This is a genomic window from Bradyrhizobium sp. U531 (assembly GCF_051710265.1).
GTDB lineage: Bacteria > Pseudomonadota > Alphaproteobacteria > Rhizobiales > Xanthobacteraceae > Bradyrhizobium.
The window spans coordinates 1,316,569-1,336,746 of record NZ_JASVEN010000001.1; the positions used below are offsets into that span (position 1 = coordinate 1,316,569).

Annotated in this window: 17 protein-coding genes; 10 read left to right on the forward strand and 7 right to left on the reverse strand. The window is 65.3% G+C overall.

Going from position 1 to position 20,178, the window contains the following annotated elements:
* The first annotated feature begins 560 nt into the window (after positions 1 to 560).
* Positions 561 to 1,487 carry a septal ring lytic transglycosylase RlpA family protein gene (locus QRQ56_RS06535; RefSeq protein ID WP_438738497.1) on the forward strand — a complete coding sequence of 309 codons (927 nt, stop codon included), beginning with the start codon at positions 561 to 563 and terminating at the stop codon, positions 1,485 to 1,487.
* On the opposite strand, the gene QRQ56_RS06540 is transcribed toward QRQ56_RS06535, so the two are convergent.
* Positions 1,481 to 2,437 (reverse strand): alpha/beta fold hydrolase, encoded by a 957-nt coding sequence (locus QRQ56_RS06540; RefSeq protein ID WP_438738499.1) that lies wholly within the window; start codon positions 2,435 to 2,437, stop codon positions 1,481 to 1,483. The genes QRQ56_RS06535 and QRQ56_RS06540 overlap by 7 nt on opposite strands.
* 152 nt (positions 2,438 to 2,589) lie before the next feature.
* Between QRQ56_RS06540 and QRQ56_RS06545 the strand changes: the two genes are divergently transcribed.
* From QRQ56_RS06545 to QRQ56_RS06585, 9 genes are all read left to right on the forward strand, one after another.
* Positions 2,590 to 3,852: a D-alanyl-D-alanine carboxypeptidase family protein gene (locus tag QRQ56_RS06545; protein ID WP_438738501.1), complete on the forward strand. Its 1,263-nt coding sequence runs from the start codon at positions 2,590 to 2,592 to the stop codon at positions 3,850 to 3,852.
* Positions 3,853 to 3,854: 2 nt separating this feature from the next.
* The gene (gene tmk, locus QRQ56_RS06550) at positions 3,855 to 4,541 is read left to right on the forward strand and encodes a dTMP kinase (protein ID WP_438738503.1); all 687 of its coding nucleotides are present in this window, start codon (positions 3,855 to 3,857) and stop codon (positions 4,539 to 4,541) included.
* Complete coding sequence (locus QRQ56_RS06555; RefSeq protein ID WP_438738504.1) at positions 4,538 to 5,584, forward strand: DNA polymerase III subunit delta'; 1,047 nt, start codon at positions 4,538 to 4,540, stop codon at positions 5,582 to 5,584. The genes tmk and QRQ56_RS06555 overlap by 4 nt, the downstream gene beginning before the upstream one ends.
* A gap of 110 nt (positions 5,585 to 5,694) precedes the next feature.
* Positions 5,695 to 7,773, forward strand: coding sequence for a methionine--tRNA ligase (gene metG, locus QRQ56_RS06560; RefSeq protein WP_438738506.1), 2,079 nt, complete (start codon positions 5,695 to 5,697; stop codon positions 7,771 to 7,773).
* Positions 7,774 to 7,786: 13 nt separating this feature from the next.
* The gene (locus QRQ56_RS06565; protein WP_438738508.1) at positions 7,787 to 8,563 is read left to right on the forward strand and encodes a TatD family hydrolase; all 777 of its coding nucleotides are present in this window, start codon (positions 7,787 to 7,789) and stop codon (positions 8,561 to 8,563) included.
* Between the two features lie 13 nt (positions 8,564 to 8,576).
* Positions 8,577 to 9,374 carry an MBL fold metallo-hydrolase gene (locus QRQ56_RS06570; protein WP_438738510.1) on the forward strand — a complete coding sequence of 266 codons (798 nt, stop codon included), beginning with the start codon at positions 8,577 to 8,579 and terminating at the stop codon, positions 9,372 to 9,374.
* A gap of 214 nt (positions 9,375 to 9,588) precedes the next feature.
* Positions 9,589 to 10,137, forward strand: coding sequence for a TRAP transporter small permease (locus QRQ56_RS06575; RefSeq protein ID WP_438740095.1), 549 nt, complete (start codon positions 9,589 to 9,591; stop codon positions 10,135 to 10,137).
* Positions 10,138 to 10,139: 2 nt separating this feature from the next.
* Positions 10,140 to 11,453: a TRAP transporter large permease gene (locus tag QRQ56_RS06580; RefSeq protein ID WP_438738513.1), complete on the forward strand. Its 1,314-nt coding sequence runs from the start codon at positions 10,140 to 10,142 to the stop codon at positions 11,451 to 11,453.
* 32 nt (positions 11,454 to 11,485) lie between these two features.
* Complete coding sequence (locus tag QRQ56_RS06585; RefSeq protein WP_438738515.1) at positions 11,486 to 12,463, forward strand: TRAP transporter substrate-binding protein; 978 nt, start codon at positions 11,486 to 11,488, stop codon at positions 12,461 to 12,463.
* Positions 12,464 to 12,532: 69 nt separating this feature from the next.
* Here QRQ56_RS06585 and QRQ56_RS06590 read toward each other — a convergent pair whose 3' ends face one another.
* The 6 genes from QRQ56_RS06590 to QRQ56_RS06615 form a co-directional block, all read right to left on the reverse strand.
* Positions 12,533 to 13,531, reverse strand: a complete 999-nt coding sequence (locus QRQ56_RS06590; RefSeq protein WP_438738517.1) for an autotransporter outer membrane beta-barrel domain-containing protein — start codon at positions 13,529 to 13,531, stop codon at positions 12,533 to 12,535.
* A gap of 30 nt (positions 13,532 to 13,561) precedes the next feature.
* Positions 13,562 to 13,876: a hypothetical protein gene (locus tag QRQ56_RS06595; RefSeq protein WP_438738519.1), complete on the reverse strand. Its 315-nt coding sequence runs from the start codon at positions 13,874 to 13,876 to the stop codon at positions 13,562 to 13,564.
* A gap of 251 nt (positions 13,877 to 14,127) precedes the next feature.
* On the reverse strand, positions 14,128 to 15,777 hold the full coding sequence (locus tag QRQ56_RS06600) for an acyl-CoA synthetase (RefSeq protein ID WP_438738521.1): 1,650 nt from the start codon (positions 15,775 to 15,777) through the stop codon (positions 14,128 to 14,130).
* Positions 15,778 to 15,798: 21 nt separating this feature from the next.
* Positions 15,799 to 17,688, reverse strand: coding sequence for a TRAP transporter large permease (locus QRQ56_RS06605; protein WP_438738523.1), 1,890 nt, complete (start codon positions 17,686 to 17,688; stop codon positions 15,799 to 15,801).
* A gap of 30 nt (positions 17,689 to 17,718) precedes the next feature.
* Positions 17,719 to 18,750 (reverse strand): TRAP transporter substrate-binding protein, encoded by a 1,032-nt coding sequence (locus QRQ56_RS06610; protein WP_438738525.1) that lies wholly within the window; start codon positions 18,748 to 18,750, stop codon positions 17,719 to 17,721.
* 512 nt (positions 18,751 to 19,262) lie between these two features.
* Complete coding sequence (locus tag QRQ56_RS06615; RefSeq protein WP_438738528.1) at positions 19,263 to 20,141, reverse strand: ferritin-like domain-containing protein; 879 nt, start codon at positions 20,139 to 20,141, stop codon at positions 19,263 to 19,265.
* Positions 20,142 to 20,178: the final 37 nt, after the last annotated feature.

Below are 20,178 nucleotides of genomic sequence, written 5' to 3' on the forward strand. Positions count from 1 at the left end.
GGAAACCGTCAGATACCAGGTCATGGTTGCGCATGGGACACCTGCCGCTCTCGTCTTCGATGCTCGTTCGGATTGATTAAAATTGTCCGAACGTGCCGCCGTGAAGGAGGTGATGCTTGCCGTGTGCGCGAGTGCCCTCAGGCCCTCGTGCGGTAGCCTTCAAACGCATGGGCCAGGAAGATCCCCGCGCTTACCAAACCCATCAGTGCCGAAACCGTCTCGATCATCGTTAAATTCCAAATCCCGCCCTTGCACGCGAGAGAACGCGGGCGGCCTTGCACAGTCAAAAGAATTCCAAGGAGACCAATGACAATGGGGGTGGAGTGAGGATTCGGCGCAACAGAATCCCGGGGATGCCCCGTAGAACAACGGAAAAATGCGAACGTCCTGTTTACCATCCCGGCGGCATCGCTGCGGGCTCCCCATTTCCGCCGCGTTCGGGTTGCGTTATCCTTAGTGCATCCGAGGCGGTGGTGGGCCGGTTCGGATCACAGTTGCGGACAGGCTGCCCGTCGCGAAGCGGATTGGGCAGACATCCCGCGGAATGGTATTTGGGGCGAATGGGGATCCGACGGTCAGATTCGGTTTTGCGAGCCGCGCGCGGTGTTGCTGCGGTCGCGACCTGCGTTGTGCTTGCCAATTGCGCCTCCTCCAACAAATTCGCCAGCCGCGTCGATCCTAAATACGGCGTGTCGTCGAGCCCCCGGGTTGTGGCTCTCGGCGATCCGGTCCCCAAGGGCGGCGGCACCTACCGTATCGGCAAGCCCTATGTCGTGGCGGGCAAGACCTACGTGCCGGAAGAGGACGTCAACTACCGTGCCGAGGGCATGGCGTCCTGGTACGGCGATGACTTCCACGGCCGCCTGACCGCCAATGGCGAGGTGTTCGACATGACCTCGCTGACCGCGGCGCATCCGACCCTGCCGATGCCGTCCTACGCCCGGGTCACCAACGTCTCGAACGGCAAGTCGCTGATCGTCCGCGTCAATGACCGTGGGCCCTATCACGGCAACCGCCTCATCGATGTCTCGAACAAGGCCGCCGAACTCCTTGAATTCAAAGGAAATGGCGTCGCCAAGGTCCGTGTCGAATACGTCGGCCGGGCGCCGCTGGAAGGCTCTGACGACCGCCAGCTCCTGGCGACCCTGCGCACCGGCGTTCCAGCGCCGTCGCCCTCGATGGTCCGGGTCGCCTCGGCCAAGCCCTTCGTGCCGGAATTGCCGGGATCGAGCCGCGGAACCATCCGCGGCGACGTGCCGATGCCGGAGGGGCGGCCCTATAATCTCGGCAACACCTCCGCCGACATGGCCTCGCTCAATGCGACCTCGGAAATGTCGGCCTCGAGCCGCAGCCGGGGCCGGGCGCTCCAGAATGCCCGCGCGGTGTCCTACGACGAGGACGGCCGCTATGCCGCCGACAACGCGCCTTCGTCGGCCGACGGCGCCGCCGAGGCCCGCAGCATCCTGAGCGGCCGCGGCCTCTACTGAGCCGCGCTCTCCTTCAAGAACCTCACCAGCGCCGCATTCACCTCGTCGGGCCGCTCCTGCTGCACCCAATGGCCGGCGCCCTCGAGGATGAGCTTGCGCGTCAGATTGGGCAGCACGCGCTCGAGCTCGTTGACGCGCTTGGCCCCGATCAACCCGGTGATGACCGCATCCCTGGAGCCGGCAATGAACAGCGAGGGCTGACGGATCTGCGCGTCCTGCCAGGGCGCCGTCAGCTCCCAATTGCGGTCGAGGTTGCGATACCAGTTCAGCCCGCCGCGAAAGCCGGACTTGCGGAAGCTCTCGGTGAAATAGGCGAGGTCAGCCTCGCCGAGCCAGGCCGGCAGCGGCTCCTCGACGGTCGCGTGGCCGAGAAAGCCCTTGCCCTCCTGCACGAACATTGCGGCTGAGGGATCGGCAAGTCCTCGGCCCCCGAGCACGACGCGCATGGTGAGGGCGACGTCGCGCTCGAACTCGGCCTCGGCGACGCCCGGGGTCTGGAAATACTGCCAGTAGAAATTGGTGATGCCGCCCTGACGCAGCAGGTCGAGCGGCTTGCCGCGGCCGCGGAACGGCGGCGGCACGCTGAGGCCCGCGACCGCCTTGAAGATGTCGGGCCGGAACAGCGCCGCATGCCAGGCCACCGGCGCCCCCCAATCGTGCCCGACCACCATCGCCTTGGTTTCGCCGAGGGCCTGCACCAGGCCGACAATGTCGCCGACGGTGTCGAAGATCGAATAAGCGTTCACGTCAGCCGGCGCCGCGCTCTGGCCATAGCCGCGCATGTCGGGGGCGACGACGTGAAACCCGGCGTCCGCCAGGGCCGGGATCTGATGGCGCCAGGAGTAGGACAGCTCCGGCCAGCCATGGCACAGCACCACCAGCGGACCCTGGCCGGCTTCGCGGACGAAGAGATCGATGCCGTTGGCCTTGATCACGCGGGTGGAGGACATCGCTTTTCCGCCTTGTTTCAGGGGTTTGGTCGAGAAACATGAGGTGCCACGATAGGGGCGCGGCGAGAATCGTGCAATCTCTGCGCAGGCGCCCAACCTCGCGTTGTTCGCGCCAATTCCAGCTGTTAGAACGCTGCTCTCAGGGCTTGGCCATGGCATGTCGTCTTCCTTCGCACCGTCCCACCCGGTTCACCGCCGGAGCGTTGGCGCGCGGCCTGATCGCGATGGTTCTGGTGGCAAGCGTCGGCTGGAGCGGGGCGCTTCTGGCCGCCAACCAGAGCGTCCAGGGCGCCAAGAAGACGGAGGAGTCCGGGTTCGACGGTGACGCCCCGACCGCGATCCTGATCGAAGCCTCCTCGGGCAGCGTGCTGTTCGAGAAGAACGCCGACGAGCTGCGCGCCCCCTCCAGCATGATGAAGCTGATGACCGCGGAGGTCGTCTTCAACGCCATCAAGAAGGGCGACATCAAGCTCACGGACGAATACCGGATCAGCGAGAACGCCTGGCGCCGGGGCGGCGCCCCCTCGGGCGGCTCGACCATGTTCGCCGCCATCAACAGCAAGGTCTCGGTCGACGATCTCCTGCATGGCGCCATCATCCAGAGCGGCAACGACGCCTGCATCGCGCTTGCCGAGGCCATGGCGGGGAACGAGAAGATCTTCGCGGCCGATTTCATGACCAAGCGCGCCCGCGAACTCGGCATGACCAAATCGACCTTCGGCAATTCCAACGGGCTGCCCGATCCCGCCAACAAGATGACCGTGCGCGAGCTCGGCGTCCTCGCCCGCCACATCATCCTGGACTTTCCGGAGTTCTACAAACTGTTCGGCGAGAAGGAGTACACCTGGAACAAGATCCGCCAGCCCAACCGCAATCCGCTGCTCAATTCGATGGAAGGCGCTGACGGATTGAAGACCGGCTACACCAAGGAGGGCGGCTACGGCATGGTCGGCTCGGCCGTGCAGAACGGCACGCGCTTGATCGTCGTCGTCAACGGGCTGGAAGACCCCGAGGATCGCGCCACGGAAGCCAAGAAGATGCTGGAATGGGGCTTCCGCAATTTCGAGACCCGCACGCTGATCGCGGCCGACCAGCAGGTCGGCTACGCCAAGGTGTTCGGCGGCGAGAGCCGTTCGGTCAAGCTCGTCGCAAAGACCCCGGTGAAGGTGATGGTGCACAAGAACGGCAGCGACAAGCTGATCGCGCGCGTCGTCTATAGCGGGCCGGTGCGGGCGCCGGTCGAGGCCGGCCAGAAGGTCGGCGTCGTCAAGGTCTGGCGCAGCGGCAACATCGCGGTGGAGACGCCGGTCTATGCGGCCGAAGCCGTCGGCACCGGCTCGACCGTGCGACGCGCGATCGACGGCGCCAGCGAGCTCGTGATCGGCATGTTCCGCGCAGGCGCCGAGAAGCTCTGACGATGAGTGAGAGCGCGGCACAACGGCCGTCCGGACGCGGACGCTTCATTACCTTTGAAGGCGGTGAGGGCACCGGCAAGTCGACCCAGATCAAGAAGCTCGCCGATCGGCTCAAGGCGGCCAAGCTGCGTATCCGCGTCACCCGCGAGCCGGGCGGCTCGCCGGGCGCCGAGATCATGCGTCATCTGGTGCTGTCGGGGATGGGCAGGCTGCTCGGCCCCGAGGCGGAGACGCTGCTGTTCGCCGCCGCGCGCGACGACCATGTCCGCACCGTGATCCTGCCCGCGCTCAACCAGGGCACCTGGGTGCTGTGCGACCGCTTCGCCGATTCCACGCGGGCCTATCAGGGCAGCCTCGGCCGCGTGCCTGAAGGCTTGATCAACGCGATGCAGCGGGTCACGATCGGCGATCTCAAGCCCGATCTCACCATCATCCTCGATCTACCGGTCGAGATCGGCCTGCAGCGCGCCGCCGTACGCCGCGGCAGTGGCACGCCCGACCGCTTCGAAAGCGAGCAGCTCAGCTTCCACCAGGGCCTGCGCGAGGCCTATCGCCGGATCGCCGCGGAGGATCCGGCGCGCTGCGTGCTGATCGACGCCAATTCCGACCCCGAGACGGTCGCGGGCCGCGTCTGGACAGCGCTACGGGATCGTCTGCTTCCGACGCCCGCTTCGGTGGTGTCCGCATGAAGGCGCGTCAATCCGAGCGCGAATCCGCGATTCCGCATCCGCGCGAGACCAGCCATCTGTTCGGCCATCGCGAGGCGGAGGCGGCGCTGCTGACGGCCTATCGCAGCGGGCGGATTCCGCATGCCTGGCTGATCGGCGGGCCACAAGGCATCGGCAAGGCAACGCTGGCCTATCGCATGGCGCGCTTCGTGCTGGCCCACGGCCAGCCGCTGGCGGAAGCCGTTCAGCGCGCCGAGGATCTCGCGATCGATCCCGATCATCCCGTGGCGCGGCAGGTTGCGGCGAACTCGCATGGCGGTCTGCTGACGCTGGAGCGAACCGCCAACGACCGCGGCGTGATGCGCACCGTGATCACCGTGGACGAGACGCGCGAGACGATCAGCTTCTTCGGCTCGACCGCGGCGGCGGAAGGCTGGCGTGTCTGCATCGTCGACACCGTGGACGAGCTCAACCCCAATGCGGCCAACGCGCTTCTGAAGATCCTGGAGGAACCGCCGCAGCAATCGCTGTTCCTGCTGGTGAGCCACGCGCCCGCGCGCGTGCTCGCCACCATCCAGTCGCGCTGCCGCAAGCTGCGCCTGCGGGCGCTCGCAACGGATGACGTGATCGCGGCGGCGGCGACGGCCGCTGATCTCGACCAGGGCGACCCTGCGCTGCGCGAGGCGGCGGAGGCTTCCGAAGGCAGCGTCGCACGGGCGCTCAAACTGCTCGGCGGCGACGCGCTGAAGCTTCAGCAGCGCACGGCGGCGCTGCTTGCGCGCCTGCCGCAGGTCGATCCGCGCGAACTGCACACGCTCGGCGATTCGCTTCCCACCAACGACCGCGTCGCGCTCGCCGCCTTCGTTGACGGCATCGATCGCTGGATCGCGGAACGGCTGCATGCGGACGAGGCCAATGCCAACCAGAACCTGCCGCGCCTTGCGCGACTAGCTGAGGTATGGGAAAAGATCGTCCGCGCCGCGCGCGACACCGAAACCTACAATCTGGAGCGAAAGCCCTTGGTTTTCTCGGTGTTCGGCTGGCTGGCGGACGCAACGCGCTAGAGCATGATCCGGAAGAGCGCGGCGCGATTTTCCGAAAAGGATCATGCCCAGATCAATAATCGAACCCAGGTTCGTTTCCAGATTTCGAAAAGCCGGTAAAGGAATTCGTCGTGGCCACGCGAGCTAAGAAAACCGCCAAGGGCAAGAGCAGCAAGAAGGCTGCGAAGAAGGCCGTCAAGACAGCCGCGAAGAAGGCCACCAAGGCGCCCGGGCGCAAGACCGCCAAGAAGGCAACGAAGGCTGCTGCCAAGAGGGGCGTGAAGAAGGGTGTGAAGAAGAGCGCCGCGAAGACGGTCAAGAAAGCCGTCAAGAAGGCCGTCAAGAAGCAGGCTGTTGCCAAGAAGGCGGTGAAGAAGCCCGCCAAGGCTCCGGCGAAGACCAAGGCTCCGGCAAAGAAGTCAGCCAAGAAGGCGAGGGTGATTGCACCTGCGGCGACCGTCGCGTCGCCGAAGGTCGCAACGCCCAAGGCGACCGCGACCAAGGTTGCCGTGACCAAGGCCGTAACGCCCAAGGCTGCCGCGCCTAAGGTGTCCAAGCCTAAGGTGACCAAGCCTGAGGCTGCGCCCGCGCCGAAGCCGGCCGCGGCTGCGCGATCCGCAACGCCGGTCGCTATACCGAAGCCTGCGGCGCCCGTCGCCGCTGTCGCGCGCGACAATGTCTTCTACATCACGACTGCCATCGCCTATCCGAATGGCGTTCCGCATATCGGCCACGCCTATGAGGCGATCGCGACCGACGTTCTGGCGCGGTTTGCGCGGCTCGACGGCAAGGACGTGTTCTTCCTGACCGGCACCGACGAGCATGGCCTGAAGATGGTCCAGACCGCGCAGAGCGAGGGCATGACGCCGGCCGCACTTGCGACCCGCAATGCCGGCCGTTTCAAGGAGATGGACGAGCGGTTGAACGTGTCGTTCGATCGTTTCATCCGCACAACCGAGGAACAGCATCATCGCTCCACCCAGGAGATCTGGCGGCGCATGGAGGCGAACGGCGACATCTATGCCGACACCTATTCCGGCTGGTACTCGGTGCGCGATGAAGCTTATTACGCCGAGGACGAGACGCGCCTGAACGACGACGGCGTGCGCCTTGGACCGCAGGGCACGCCGGTCAATTGGGTCGACGAGAAAAGCTATTTCTTCCGCCTCTCGTCCTATCAGGACAAGCTGCTGAAGCTCTACACCGACAACCCCGATTTCATCGGCCCGGACTCGCGTCGTAACGAGGTGGTCAGCTTCGTCAAGGGCGGCCTGCGCGACCTCTCGATCTCGCGCACCACGTTCGACTGGGGCGTCAAGGTGCCCGGCGACGAAGAGCACGTGATGTATGTCTGGGTCGACGCGCTGACCAATTACATCACCGGCGTCGGCTTCCCCGACGAGAGCGACAAGAACTGGCGCTACTGGCCTGCCGACGTGCACATCATCGGCAAGGACATCATTCGCTTTCACGCCGTGTACTGGCCGGCGTTCCTGATGTCGGCGGGCATTCCCGTGCAGAAGCGGGTCTATGCCCACGGCTTCCTGTTCAACAGGGGCGAGAAGATGTCGAAGTCGGTCGGCAACGTTGTCGATCCCTTTAACCTCGCCGACCAGTATGGCGTCGACCAGATGCGCTATTTCTTCCTGCGCGAGGTGCCGTTCGGACAGGACGGCAACTACAACCACGAGGCCATCGTCGCGCGCATCAACGCCGATCTCGCCAACGATCTCGGCAATCTCGCACAGCGCTCGCTGTCGATGATCGCCAAGCAGCTTGGCGGCGTGCTGCCCGAGCCCGGCGAGTTCAGCGACAACGACAAGGCGATCCTGGCGATGGCCGATGGCATGCTGGCCGCCTCGCGCGAGGCCATGGCAACGCAGCAGATCCACCAATGGCTCAACGCCGTCTGGGCCGTGGTCGCGGAGGCAAACCGCTATTTCGCGGGCGAGGCGCCGTGGGCGCTCGCCAAGACCGATCCGGCCAGGCAGAAGACGGTGCTCTACGTCACCGCCGAAGTCGTGCGCCAGATTGCGATCCTGGCCCAGCCGGCGATGCCGACCGCGTCCGGCAAGCTGCTCGACAGCCTCGGCGTCCCCGAAGGCGAGCGCGATTTCGCGATGCTCGGCGGCGGCAAGCGGATCGCGCCCGGCTCGACGTTGCCGGCGCCGACGCCGGCGTTCCCGCGCTACATCGAGCCGGCGGCTTAAGGCGGCTGGATAGATGCTGGTCGACAGTCACTGCCATCTGGATTTTCCGGACTTTGCGGACGATCTCGACGGGATCGTGTCGCGGGCCCGGGCTGCCGGCATCGGGCGCATGGTCACGATCTCGACGCGGGTGAAGAAGCTCAATCAGCTTCTCGCCATCGCCGAGCGGTTCGACGACGTCTACTGCTCGGTCGGCACCCATCCGCACCATGCGGACGAGGAAGACGGGATCGCGCCGGACGAGTTGATCGCGCTGACGCAGCATCCCAAGGTGGTCGCACTCGGCGAGGCCGGGCTCGACTATTTCTACGACAACGGCTCGCCGGAGGCGCAGGCGAGGGGCTTTCGCGCCCACATCGCCGCCGCGCGCACCACCGGCCTGCCGCTCGTGATCCACACCCGCGAAGCCGACGAGGACTGCGCCCGTATCCTGGAAGACGAGGTGGCCAAGGGATCGTTTCGCGCGGTGCTGCATTGCTATACGGGCGGGCGCGAGCTGGCGCTGAAGGCGGTGTCGCTCGGGCTCTATGTCGGTTTCACGGGCATCCTGACCTTCAAGAAGTCGGAAGCCTTGCGGGCGCTCGCGGCCGAGCTGCCGTCCGATCGCATCCTGGTCGAAACGGACTCGCCCTATCTCGCGCCGGGCAAGTTCCGGGGCAAGCGCAACGAACCGGCCTATGTGGTCGAGGTCGCAAAAGTGCTGGCCGAGACGCGCGGCGTGTCGCTCGACGAGATCTCGCGCCAGACCAGCGAAAACTTCTTCCGCCTGTTCTCGAAGGTGACAGCTTGAAACCGGGAGCCGCATGACGCTGACGCTGACGATCCTGGGCTGCGGCTCTTCCGCCGGCGTGCCGCGCCCCGCGCTCGGCTGGGGCGCCTGCGATCCCGGCAATCCGAAGAATCGCCGGCGCCGCTGCTCGCTGCTGGTCGAACGGGCCTCCGAGCATGGCACCACGCGTATCGTGATCGACACCTCGCCGGACCTGCGCGAGCAATTACTCGCGACCAATGTCGACCACATCGACGCGGTGTTCCTGACTCACGAGCACGCCGACCAGACCCACGGCATGGACGATTTGCGCTCGGTCGTGATGAAGATGCGCCGCCGTATCCCGACCTATTTGAACCAGTCGACGGCCAAGGACATCCTGTCGCGGTTCTCCTACTGCTTCATCTCGCCGGAGGGCAGCGATTATCCGCCGATCCTGACGCGGCATTCGATCGAGGCGGGCGAGAGCCAGACAATCCTGGGGAAGGGCGGCGCGGTGACGATGACGGCTTTCCTGGTGCAACATGGCGCCATTCCTGCGCTCGGCTACCGTATCGGGGACGCCGCCTACACGCCCGACCTCAACGACATCCCGCGCGAGAGCTGGGGCGCGCTGGAAAATCTCGACCTCTGGATCGTCGACGGCCTGCGCTACACCAACCATGTCAGCCATTTCAGCATCAACGACGCGCTGTCCTGGATCGAGCGGTTCAAGCCGAAGCGCGCCGTCATCACCAACATGACGGCCGACGTCGATTACGAGGTTCTCCGGCAATCGCTGCCCGCGGGCGTCGTGCCCGCCTATGACGGGCTGCGTCTGGAGACGCATTGAACCTGCAGTAGAAATTCCGCCGCGGGGCGGGCTTACTCCTTGCTTGCATCGGCTGCATCGTGTTGATCTAACGTCTGAAAGACAGGCGGTTGGCCAGGGGCGATAGTGGGGCAGGACCGGCGGCGAGCGATCTGTGATCGCCGGGTCGGCTTCAATCGCCTCGTGTGACGATGGGGTTGGTGTGGCAGGGGACGACGTAACGACTGCGGGACCGGTGCGCCGCGCGCTGGATCTCCTTTATCTCGGGGCAGGCTACGCCGCTGGCGTCTTCATGGTTGCGATCTTTGCGATCATGATGGTCATGTCGGTCGGGCGCCAGTTTGCGGTCAACATTCCTGCCGGTGACGATTTCGCGTCCTGGTGCATGGCCGCGATGGCGTTCCTCGGCCTCGCGCACACTTTCAAGCGTGGAGAGATGATCCGCGTCGGCCTGCTGCTGGAGCGCCTGCACGGGCGGACCAAGCAGATCGCCGAGATCGTGGCGCTCGGGATCGCGACCGCCTTCATTCTCTATTTCACCCGGCATGCCGTGCAGATGACCTACGATTCCTGGCGCTTCAACGATGTGGCGCAGGGCGTGGTCGCGCTTCCGCTCTGGATTCCGCAACTCGGGTTTGCCGGCGGTCTTGCGATCCTTTCGATCGCGCTCATCGACGAGATGGTCAATGTCATCGGCGGCCACCGGCCGAGCTACGAGAGGGGTTCGCCGGACGAGACTCCGGAGGAGTTCGTCGAACGCATCTCGCAGGGCGGAGGCGGTTGACCATGGCCAATCTCGGCATGATCGAGCTCTCCTTCATCCTCCTCGGGGTCATGATCCTTCTGCTCGGCAGCGGGATCTGGATCGCGGTCTCGCTCGGCCTCGTCGGCTTCGTGGCGATGGCGCTGACGACGAGCCTGCCGCTCGGCTCGGTGCTTGCCACCACCACCTGGAGCGCAAGCTCGTCCTGGACGCTGGCCGCATTGCCGCTGTTCATCTGGATGGGCGAAATCCTCTTTCGCACCAAATTGTCGGAAGAGATGTTCCGGGGATTGTCGCCCTGGGGTCAGTGGCTGCCGGGACGGCTGACGCATGTCAACGTGATCGGTTGCGGCATCTTCGCGGCCGTGTCGGGCTCGTCGGCGGCGACCTGCGCCACGATCGGCAAGATCGCGCTGCCCGAACTCGACAAGCGTGGGTATGACAAGGGCTTGAGCCTGGGCTCGCTCGCGGGCTCGGGCACCCTCGGCCTGCTGATCCCGCCCTCGATCCCGATGGTGGTCTACGCGGTCACGGCGAATGTGTCCGTGCTGCAGGTGTTCCTCGGCGGCTTCCTGCCGGGCGTGCTCGTGATGGTGCTCTACTCCGGCTACATCATCATCTGGTCGCTGCTGAACCCCGGCAAAGTGCCTCCGCGCGATCCGCCGATGTCGTTTCGCCGAAAGCTGCAAGAGTCCGCCAAGCTCGTACCCTGCTTGCTGCTGATCTTCGCGGTCTTCCTCTCGCTGGTGCTCGGCTTTGCGACCGCAACCGAATGCGCGGCCTGGGGGGTCTCCGGGGCACTGCTGCTGGCGTGGTGGAGCGGCACGCTCACGCGCAAGAATTTCCTCGAAAGCATCATGAGCGCGACGCGCCTGACCTGCATGATCATGCTGATCCTGGCAGGCGCGGCCTACACCACGGCGGCGATGGCCTATACCGGAATCCCCGCGGCGCTCGCGACCTGGGTGCAGGGGCAGGAGCTCACGCCCGGCATGCTCGCGCTGTATCTGAGCATCATGTACATCATTCTCGGATGCCTGATCGACGGCATCTCGATGATCGTGCTGACCGCCGTCATCGTGCTGCCGATGGTCAAGCAGGCCGGGCTCGATCTGGTCTGGTTCGGCGTCTATCTCATCATCCACGTCGAGATGGCGCAGATCACGCCGCCGGTCGGCTTCAACCTGTTCGTGCTTCAGAACATGAGCGGGCGCGATACGTTCACCGTCGCGCGGGCGGCGTTTCCGTTCTTCGTTCTGCTGCTCGCCTCCGTGTTCATCATCACGGAGTATCCGCAGATCGTGATGTTCCTGCCCAAGCTCGCTTTCCCAGATTGAGCGTATTCAAATTGACAGTGAGGAGAAGTCCGATGATCTCTCGTTTATTCCGCGCATCGCTGATCGCGGGTATCATGGCGGCTGCGACCCCCGCTTTGGCTCAAACCAAGTGGAATCTGCCGGCCGGATATCCTGCGGATAACCCGCACTCCGAAAACCTGGTCGCCTTCGCCAAGGACGTCGAAGCCGCGACATCAGGAAAACTCCAGATCACGGTCCACCCCGGCGCCTCGCTGTTCAAGGCACCCGACATCAAGCGCGCGGTGATGACCGGGCAGGCGCAGATGGGCGAGGTGCTGCTCTCGATCCATGAGAACGAGGATCCGCTGTACGGCATCGACGTCGTGCCGTTCCTGGCGACCAGTTTTCCGGACGCGATGAAGCTGTACCAGGCCTCCAAGCCCGCGATCGCCAAGAAGCTCGATGCACAAGGGCTCAAGCTGCTGTTCGTCGTGCCGTGGGCGCCGCAGGGCGTCTATGTCAACAAGCCGCTCGCCTCGATCGAGGACATGAAGGGCCTGAAGTGGCGGGCCTATAACGTCGGAACCGCGCGCATCGGCGAACTGGTCGGCGCCCAGTCGGTCACCATCCAGGCGGCCGAGCTGCCGCAGGCGCTCGCGACCGGCGTCGTCAATTCCTTCATGTCGTCGGGCGGCACCGGCTACGATGCGAAGGCTTGGGAGTCGCTGAAATATTTCTATGACGTGCAGGCCTGGATTCCCAAGGACTACACCTTCGTCAACAAGGCCGCGTTCGACGCGCTCGACAAGCCGACCCAGGAGGCCATCCTCAAGGCCGCCGCGACGGCGGAAACCCGCGGCTGGAAGGCCTGGCAGGACAAGAGCACCTGGTACATCGACCAGCTCAAGGCGAAGGGCATGACCGTCGAGGCGCCGAGCCCGACGCTGAAGTCCGGCTTCCAGAAGATCGGCGAACAGCTCACGGCCGACTGGCTCAAGAAGGCAGGGGCCGATGGTCAGGCGGTGATCGACGCCTACAAGAAGATGTAAGGATGGGTAGCTTCTCGCCCGGCGTCCTCCGGCGCCGGCGGAAGCCGCTTTCCCGATGCCGGGGCAGGGTCACCACGCGTAACGCAACGTGGCCCTGCCGGTATACGAGCGCACCAGCTCCGACACTTCGCTGTCGAAATTTGCGGTGGCGGACCAGCCGTTGAGGTCGCGCAGCTCGACCGCAACGCCTGCCAGCGCCGCATTCGGCGCCAATGCCGCGCTCCCTGCGACAAGTCCCTGACCCGGCAAGGATTGGAATGCCGCCGGAATGGATTGCCCCGCGCTGAAATCATGAGCCCAGGCGAGCCGTCCGCGCAGGTTCAGCACGCTGCCGAACAACGCAAGCGGGGTGCTCGTGCGCAGGCCGAGCTCGGTACGGCTGTCGGTGAAGCTGCTGCTGCCGGGGGCCGCCGCGAACCTGTCTGCTCCTGAGGAGGCGGCCTGCGCGGCAGTGGAGGGCAGGTGGAAGGTCGTGACCTGCGCGGCCGCATAGGGCGTGATGCCGAGCCAGCGCACGGCGATGCGATAACCACCTTCGAGGCGGCCCGAATAGGCGTTGGCGTTGACCGCCGCGTTGAGCGGGTCCGTGCCGGCCGGCGTGACCTGATAATCGCCAGTGATGGCCTGCCAGCCATAGGCGAGGGCGGTGGTGACATAGGCCGATCCGAACGCGTGCCTGACGAAGCCGCCGGCCTGAAACAGGTCGGAGCGGCCGCTCGAGAAATTGTTGGCGAAGCCAGTGCCGCCGCCGGCGAGGGCAAAGCCCATACGCGTCTGTGGCGAGAGAGAATAATCGGCGCCGGCCACCGTGCCGAAACTGCGGCTGGCCGATCCGCTGCCGCCGGTCGACATTTGCGAGCCGCCAAAGCCGGCCGCCCAGACGCGCCACTGCGGCGCCGCGAGCGAGGGCTTGCCGTAGATCACCCCATAGGCCTCGCGCCCGATGCCGCCATGCGTGGGATCGTTGCCGACATCGGCGTAGGCCGTGAGTTCTGCATCGACGCCGGCGGGCCCGACGCCGCGGCCGTCGATGGCGGGATCGAGCAGGGTCTGCGTGAACTGCGTCATGGCCAGAAATGTCGCCTGGGCGGTCTCGGGCTACGAGGTCCGGTCGGCGCCGCCAAAAGCCTGCTGCTGGCCGAAGCGTGCCGCGCCGGCAATGCCGGGCGGCTCGGCATTCCAGCCATGGACCTGCATGCCGCCGCCGCCATTGCCGAACGATGCTCCCGGCGCCATCGGGGGCGGGCCGCCATAGGGTCCTGCGAGATTGTTGAAGCCTTGGGCGTTCGGACCTGCAGGCCCAAATCCTTGGGCACCGGCAAACGCACCGAACTCGCGCGTGCTCTGCGCCGCCGCCGCGCCGGGCAGCAGCAGTCCGGCCGCCAATAGCAGCAGCGCCAGACGCACACGCACGTCCGTGCTCACGACAGCAACCGCATGAAGCGCCCCAACCGCGCCGGTCGCCGGCCGCGCAGCCCGCGCGGCGAATCATTTGGAATCAGCGAATCCGGTGAAGTGGAATCGTAAATGCGTCTCTAACGTTTTCCAATCTTTTCCTGCCGTGTCCCGATATCGCGGAAGGCGCGCAAACGATTTCGGGCGACGCTCCTTTGCCGCGAACACGCGGCTTTTGTTTCCGGATATTTCTGCGGCCGGACTTGCGCTCAGGCCGAGATCGCTTTCGCGGATCCGACCTCGTTGCGCAGCAGGAATTTCTGGATCTTGCCCGTGGACGTCTTCGGGATTGGTCCGAACACGATCGCCTTCGGTGTCTTGAAGCCGCTCATATGCGAACGGCAGAACGCGATGATGTCGGCTTCGGTTGCGCTCGCGCCGTCCTTCAGCTCGACGAAAGCGCAGGGCACCTCGCCCCATTTCGGATCGGGCTTTGCAACCACGGCGGCGAACAGCACAGCGGGATGCTTGTAGAGGATGTCCTCGACCTCGACGGAAGAGATGTTCTCACCGCCGGAGATGATGATGTCCTTGGAGCGGTCCTTGATGGTGACGTAGCCGTGCTCGTCGAGCACGCCGAGATCGCCGGTGTGAAACCAGCCGCCGGCGAACGCTTCCTTCGTCGCCTTCTCGTTCTTGAGATAGCCCTTCATCACGATGTTGCCGCGGAACATGACCTCGCCGATGGTCTCGCCGTCGCGCGGCACTTGCCTCATGGTCTGCGGATCGATGACGGTGACGCCTTCCTCGAGCGGGTAGGGCACGCCCTGCCGCCGCTTCATGCGCGCGCGCTCCGCGGGCGGAAGCTCGTCCCAGCCGGGTTGCTCGGCGCAGACGGAGGCGGGGCCGTAGACCTCGGTCAGGCCGTAGACATGCGTCAGCTTGATGCCGATGCTCTCGGCGCCTTCGAGCACCGCGACCGGCGGCGCAGCGCCGGCGATCAGGCCGACGACGCGGCGCGCGGTGCTGCCTTTGGGCGCATCGGGGGCGTTGATCAGCACATTATACACGATCGGCGCGCCGCACATGTGGGTGACGCCGTGGGTCTCGATCAGCTCGAAGATCTTGGTCGGCTCGACCTTGCGCAGACAGACATTGATGCCGGCGGATGCCGCAATCGTCCACGGGAAGCACCAGCCGTTGCAATGAAACATCGGCAGCGTCCAGAGATACACCGGATGCTGGCCGAGATTGCCGGCGAGGATGTTGCTAACGGCGTTGAGATACGCGCCGCGATGATGGGTGACGACGCCCTTGGGATTGCCCGTCGTGCCCGAGGTATAGCTCAGCGCGATCGCATCCCACTCATCGCCTGGCGTGATCGCCGCGAAGTTCGGATCGCCTTGCGCGACGGCGGTCTCATACTCGATCTCGCCGATGCGACTGCCGCCCTTGAACGAGGCATCGTCGACATCGACCACCAGCGGCTTCGGGCCCGTCATCTGCACCAGCGCTTCGGTGATCACGCCGGAGAACTCGGGATCGACCAGGATGATCTTGGCGCCGCCGTGGTCGAGCTGAAACGCGATCGAGGGCGCATCGAGGCGGATGTTCAGAGCGTTGAGCACCGCGCCGGTCATGGGCACGGCGAAATGCGCCTCGTTCATCGCCGGAATGTTCGGCAGCATCGCCGCGACAGTGTCGCCGATGCCGATGCCCTTGCCGGCGAGCCAGGACGCAAAGCGCCTGCAACGCTCATAGGTCTGCGCCCAGGTGAAGCTGCGGCCTTCATAGACCGTGCTGACGTGGTCGGGATAGACGGCGGCGCTGCGCGCGAGGAAGCTGAGGGGGCTCAGCGGCACGTAATTGGCGGGGGTCTTGTCGAGGCCGATATCGTACTGGTTCTGCCGCTCGCTCATCGACACCCTCCGTCAAACGCCTCAAAGGAATCCAATCGAGATCCACGGGAAGATCGCGACGATGATCAACCCCACCAGCAGCGCCAGCAGATAGCCCCAGATCGGCCGGATGCCCTCGGCAGGATCGACGCGCCCGATGGCGCAGGCGGCATAATAGCCGACGCCGAACGGCGGCGCGAATAGCCCGATACCCATGGCGAGGATGATCACCATGGCATAGTGCACCTCGTGCACGCCGACGGCACGGGCAATCGGAAACAGCAGCGGCCCGAACAGCACGATCGCCGGAATGCCTTCGAGCACGCTGCCGAGAATGGTGAAGGCCAGGATGGACACGGCGATGAAGGTCGCAGCGCCCCCCGGCAGTCCGGTCATGGCCGCGGCCAGCGAGCGCGAGAAGCCGGATTGCGTCAGGCCCCAGGCCATGCCGGTCGCCGTGCCGATGATCAGCAGGATCGCGCCGGACAGCGCCGCGGTTTCGACCAGCATCGGAAACAGCCGCCGCCAGTCGAAGCGGCGATAGATCAAGAGGCCAACGATCGCGCCATAGACGATGCCGATGGTGGAGACCTCGGTCGCCGTCGCAACGCCCTCGACCACGGCGTAACGGATCACGAAAGGCAGCGCGAGCGCGGGCAGGGCGACGATGAAGGTCTTGCCGATCTCGCTGCCGGTTGCGCGGCGGACGTGGCTCATGTCCTCGTGGCGGTAGCGCCACCACACCAGCATGCAGAGCGTGATCGCGAGCACGACGCCGGGCAGCAGGCCGCCGGTGAAGAGGGCGGCGATCGACACGCCGGTGACCGAGCCGATCGTGATCAGCACGAGGCTTGGCGGAATGGTCTCCGTCTGGGCGCCGGTCGCCGCCAGCAGCGCGACGAGATCGCCGGGCTTGGCGCCGCGCTGCTTCATCTCCGGAAACAGCACCGGCGCGACGGCCGCCATGTCGGCGGCCTTGGCGCCCGATATGCCGGAAACCAGATACATCGCGCCGACCAGCACGTAATGCAGGCCGCCGCGGACATGGCCGAGCAGGCTCGCCAGGAACGCCACCATGGCCCGCGCCATGCCGGTCATTTCGATCAGCAGCCCCAGGAATACGAACAACGGCACCGAGAGCAGGATGAGGTGGCTCATGCCCTCGTCCATCCGCCCGACCAGCACCATCACGGGCGTGCGCGTGGTCAGCGCGAGATAGCCGAAGATCGCAAGGCCGAAGCCAAATGCAATGGGAACGCCGGCGAAGACACAGAAGCCGGCAACGCCGACGAAGAAGATGACGAGGTTGAGATTGCCGAGCGGCCGCAGCGAGGGCTCCGCCAGCCAGAACAGGCCGATGATGATGGCAACGCTGACGACCGCGGCGCCGACCATCCGCCAATCGGCCGCGCGCAGCAGCCGCAGCAAGGCGAAGACCGCCATCATGCCGATGCCGGCCGGCAGCGCCGCGGCGCGCCACATGTTGGAGATCTGCAGCGCCGGCGTCGTGATGTAGCTTTCCTCATAGGCGTAGTCGCAGGCCGGCCAGACGATCAGGACCAGAAACGCGAGGGCCGCCGAGGTTGCGACCAGATCGAGATAAGCCCGCATGGCCGGCCGCGCGCTGGCGACGATCGCGGTCATGCGCATGTGCTCGGAGCGGCGGAATGCGACCGCCGCGCCCAGCATGGCGAGCCACAGGAACAGGATCGAGGCGAGCTCGTCCGACCAGATCAGCGGCCGGTGCAGGCCGTAGCGCGCGACCACGCCGGCAAACAGGATCACGATCTCGGCGACGACCAGGATCGCCGCCGGGATTTCGACGGCGAGACCGATCACGCGCTCGAGCGAAGCCAGCAGCGAAGGTCGGCGAGGGGACTGATGCGCCACCTCGCCCACCACTTCTGTCACCTCGATCCCGACGTGAGCCATCTCAATACTGACCTCGACGGCCCCAACGCGTTACGACAGCTTGCCGACGGCCTTCTCCAGGAGGTCCCAGGCCTGATCGCCATATTTGCCCTTCCACTCGGCATAGAAGCCGGCGGTGCGGAGCTTGTCGCGGAACGGCGCCACGGCGGGCTGGTTGAAGGTCAGGCCTTTGCCCGCGAGCTCCTGCTGCAGGCTGGCGTTGAGCTTGGCGGTATCGGCGCGCTCGTTGATCGCAGCGGCGTTGATGTGCTTGGCAACAACCGTGCGCACGTCCTGCGGCAGCTTTTCCCAGGCCCTGCGGTTGGCCAGGAACCAGAAGCCGTCCCACATGTGGTTGGTCAGCGAGCAGTATTTCTGGACCTCGTAGAGCTTGGCGGTCGAGATGATCGCCAGCGGGTTCTCCTGGCCCTCGACGATCTTGGTCTGCAGCGCCGAATAGACCTCGCTGAAATTGATCGAGGCGGGCGCCGCGTCGAACGCCTTGAACATCGAGGTCCACAGCGGCGACACCGGCACGCGGATCTTGAAGCCCTTGAGGTCGTCGGGACCGGTGATCGGCTTGCTCGACGACGTCGTCTGGCGGAAGCCGTTGTCCCAGATCTTGTCCATGACCTCGAGGCCGGCCTTCTTGATCTCGCCGCGAACATGGGCGCCGAGATCGCCGTCCATGGCCTTCCAGACCGTGTCGTAGTCCGGGAACGCGAAGCCGATGCCGTTGATGGACGCCGCCGGCACCAGGGTCGACAGGATCAGGCCGGACAGCGTGAAGAACTCGACGCCGCCGGAGCGGATCTGGCTCAGCATGTCGGTGTCGGACCCGAGCTGGTTGTTCGGGAAGATCTGGAGGTCGAACTTGCCGCCTGTCTCGCTCTTGATCGCCGCGGCCATCTCCTTGGCGCGGACGTTCAGCGGATGGGTGTCGGGCAGGTTATTGGCATACTTGTATGTGAACTCGGCGCTCTGGGCGCGGGCCACATGGGGCGCACCGATGCCGCCCAGGACCGCGGTCGCGGCGGAGGCCTTGAGAAGCGTGCGTCGGGAAAAGCGCGTCGAAAAGACCATGGGTCTGCTTCCTCGGAAAGTTTGTTGTTGTTCTGAGACGCAAACCTATACGGACGGAAGGCCTGAAGGTCATCTGCGATCTCGCGGAAGCTTCGCTTATTGCAGCCGGACAAGGTCACGGCAATATCGGCTTTCGGAGACATCGGCAGGATTCAAAATCTGCAAAACAGCCCCATGCACCGTAGCAAGCCGACGACCGGGGTGAGCGCCGATGGCCTGAGCCAAAACAGCCGGAAGCGAAGGCGTGATGGCAGGAGTTTCGCCTAAATATTTGATCTGATTGTATATAAATATATTCCATAATATACCTTATGCGAATTACGGATATGGCCGTAGCCAAGCGCGGCCGGTCGTTCGGACGGCACTCGAATAGCGCTGGTTGCGCTCATTCCTGCTGCTGCATTGCTGTCCAAGGACCCGGCGCCACTGCCCCCGGCGGAGTTGCCCTGCGCCTGACGGTGGACAGCGATTTGACTTGAGGCCGGCACGTCTCCGAGACGGCCGGCAGCGCGTCAAGCCGCCGCGAGCGAGCGCAGCCAGGCCAGACGCGAAATCGCGCGCTCGGCGAGGTGCTGCAGGCTTTCGAGCTGGGCGGCGTCGTTCGAGCGCTCGGCGCCGTCGAGGTAGCCGTCGACGAGTGCTTCGGCGATCTCCAATGGTCCCTTGTCCTCCATGGACGCTGGAAAGCTCCCGAGGCCCACAGCGGCGTCCGCCATTTGGAGGGTTTGCTGGCGAATGTCGTGGGTCCGGACCGCCGCTGGTCCGCTCAGGCGTTGCTCCATGTCGCCGATCTGCGCACCCAGGCGCAGCTCGAGCCGCTGCGCATCGACGGGCGGTGACCTTGGCGCTGACGACGCGGCGGCGCTGGTCCGGTCGTGCTCTTGATGATAGGCGCGGCGCCTCTCCTTTCGCAGCGTGGCAACGTGGCCCAGCTCTTCCCTGGCCATTGCCTCCGCCGCCTTCTTGATGTCGGCGTCACGGGAATAGGCGGCCAGATAGGACCAGAAGGCGAAAGCGCGCTCCTCGTTGCGGACGGCCATGGCGAGCGCACGGTACGGCGTCATCAACCGTGATGTCTTTGCCTCGGCAGCAGCGTCCGGGGTAAACGTTTCCGGCGCCTCCCAACGGATCAAAGCGGGGTCCGGACTCTTGCCGCGGCGCGATTGCGACCACTTCGTGACACTATCGACGTGCTCGCGCTCGGCGGCCGCGAGTCGCGTGAACACCTCGGCGAGGTCAGCCTTGCCCTGCCCGCGCATCTCTTCGGCAAGGGAATCGTACTTTTGGGCCGCTTCCTGCTCCATTGCATGACCTAGCGCAAAGAGCTCGTCGAGCGACTCCAATACACCTGCGGGCTCAGCACTGAGCAATGACGTGCGTAGGAATGGCATATGAAGGACTCCAGGTGCAGAATTGTGATTCAATTCC

Bases quoted from the DNA above. Each gene is read 5' to 3' on its own strand.
- QRQ56_RS06615 (WP_438738528.1), bottom strand. From the start codon at position 20,141: ATGCCATTCCTACGCACGTCATTGCTCAGTGCTGAGCCCGCAGGTGTA.
- QRQ56_RS06565 (WP_438738508.1), top strand. From the start codon at position 7,787: ATGCTGGTCGACAGTCACTGCCATCTGGATTTTCCGGACTTTGCGGAC.
- QRQ56_RS06590 (WP_438738517.1), bottom strand. From the start codon at position 13,531: ATGACGCAGTTCACGCAGACCCTGCTCGATCCCGCCATCGACGGCCGC.
- QRQ56_RS06570 (WP_438738510.1), top strand. From the start codon at position 8,577: ATGACGCTGACGCTGACGATCCTGGGCTGCGGCTCTTCCGCCGGCGTG.
- QRQ56_RS06580 (WP_438738513.1), top strand. From the start codon at position 10,140: ATGGCCAATCTCGGCATGATCGAGCTCTCCTTCATCCTCCTCGGGGTC.
- QRQ56_RS06610 (WP_438738525.1), bottom strand. From the start codon at position 18,750: ATGGTCTTTTCGACGCGCTTTTCCCGACGCACGCTTCTCAAGGCCTCC.
- QRQ56_RS06605 (WP_438738523.1), bottom strand. From the start codon at position 17,688: ATGGCTCACGTCGGGATCGAGGTGACAGAAGTGGTGGGCGAGGTGGCG.
- QRQ56_RS06600 (WP_438738521.1), bottom strand. From the start codon at position 15,777: ATGAGCGAGCGGCAGAACCAGTACGATATCGGCCTCGACAAGACCCCC.
- QRQ56_RS06545 (WP_438738501.1), top strand. From the start codon at position 2,590: ATGGCATGTCGTCTTCCTTCGCACCGTCCCACCCGGTTCACCGCCGGA.
- QRQ56_RS06585 (WP_438738515.1), top strand. From the start codon at position 11,486: ATGATCTCTCGTTTATTCCGCGCATCGCTGATCGCGGGTATCATGGCG.
- QRQ56_RS06540 (WP_438738499.1), bottom strand. From the start codon at position 2,437: ATGTCCTCCACCCGCGTGATCAAGGCCAACGGCATCGATCTCTTCGTC.
- QRQ56_RS06555 (WP_438738504.1), top strand. From the start codon at position 4,538: ATGAAGGCGCGTCAATCCGAGCGCGAATCCGCGATTCCGCATCCGCGC.
- tmk (WP_438738503.1), top strand. From the start codon at position 3,855: ATGAGTGAGAGCGCGGCACAACGGCCGTCCGGACGCGGACGCTTCATT.
- QRQ56_RS06535 (WP_438738497.1), top strand. From the start codon at position 561: ATGGGGATCCGACGGTCAGATTCGGTTTTGCGAGCCGCGCGCGGTGTT.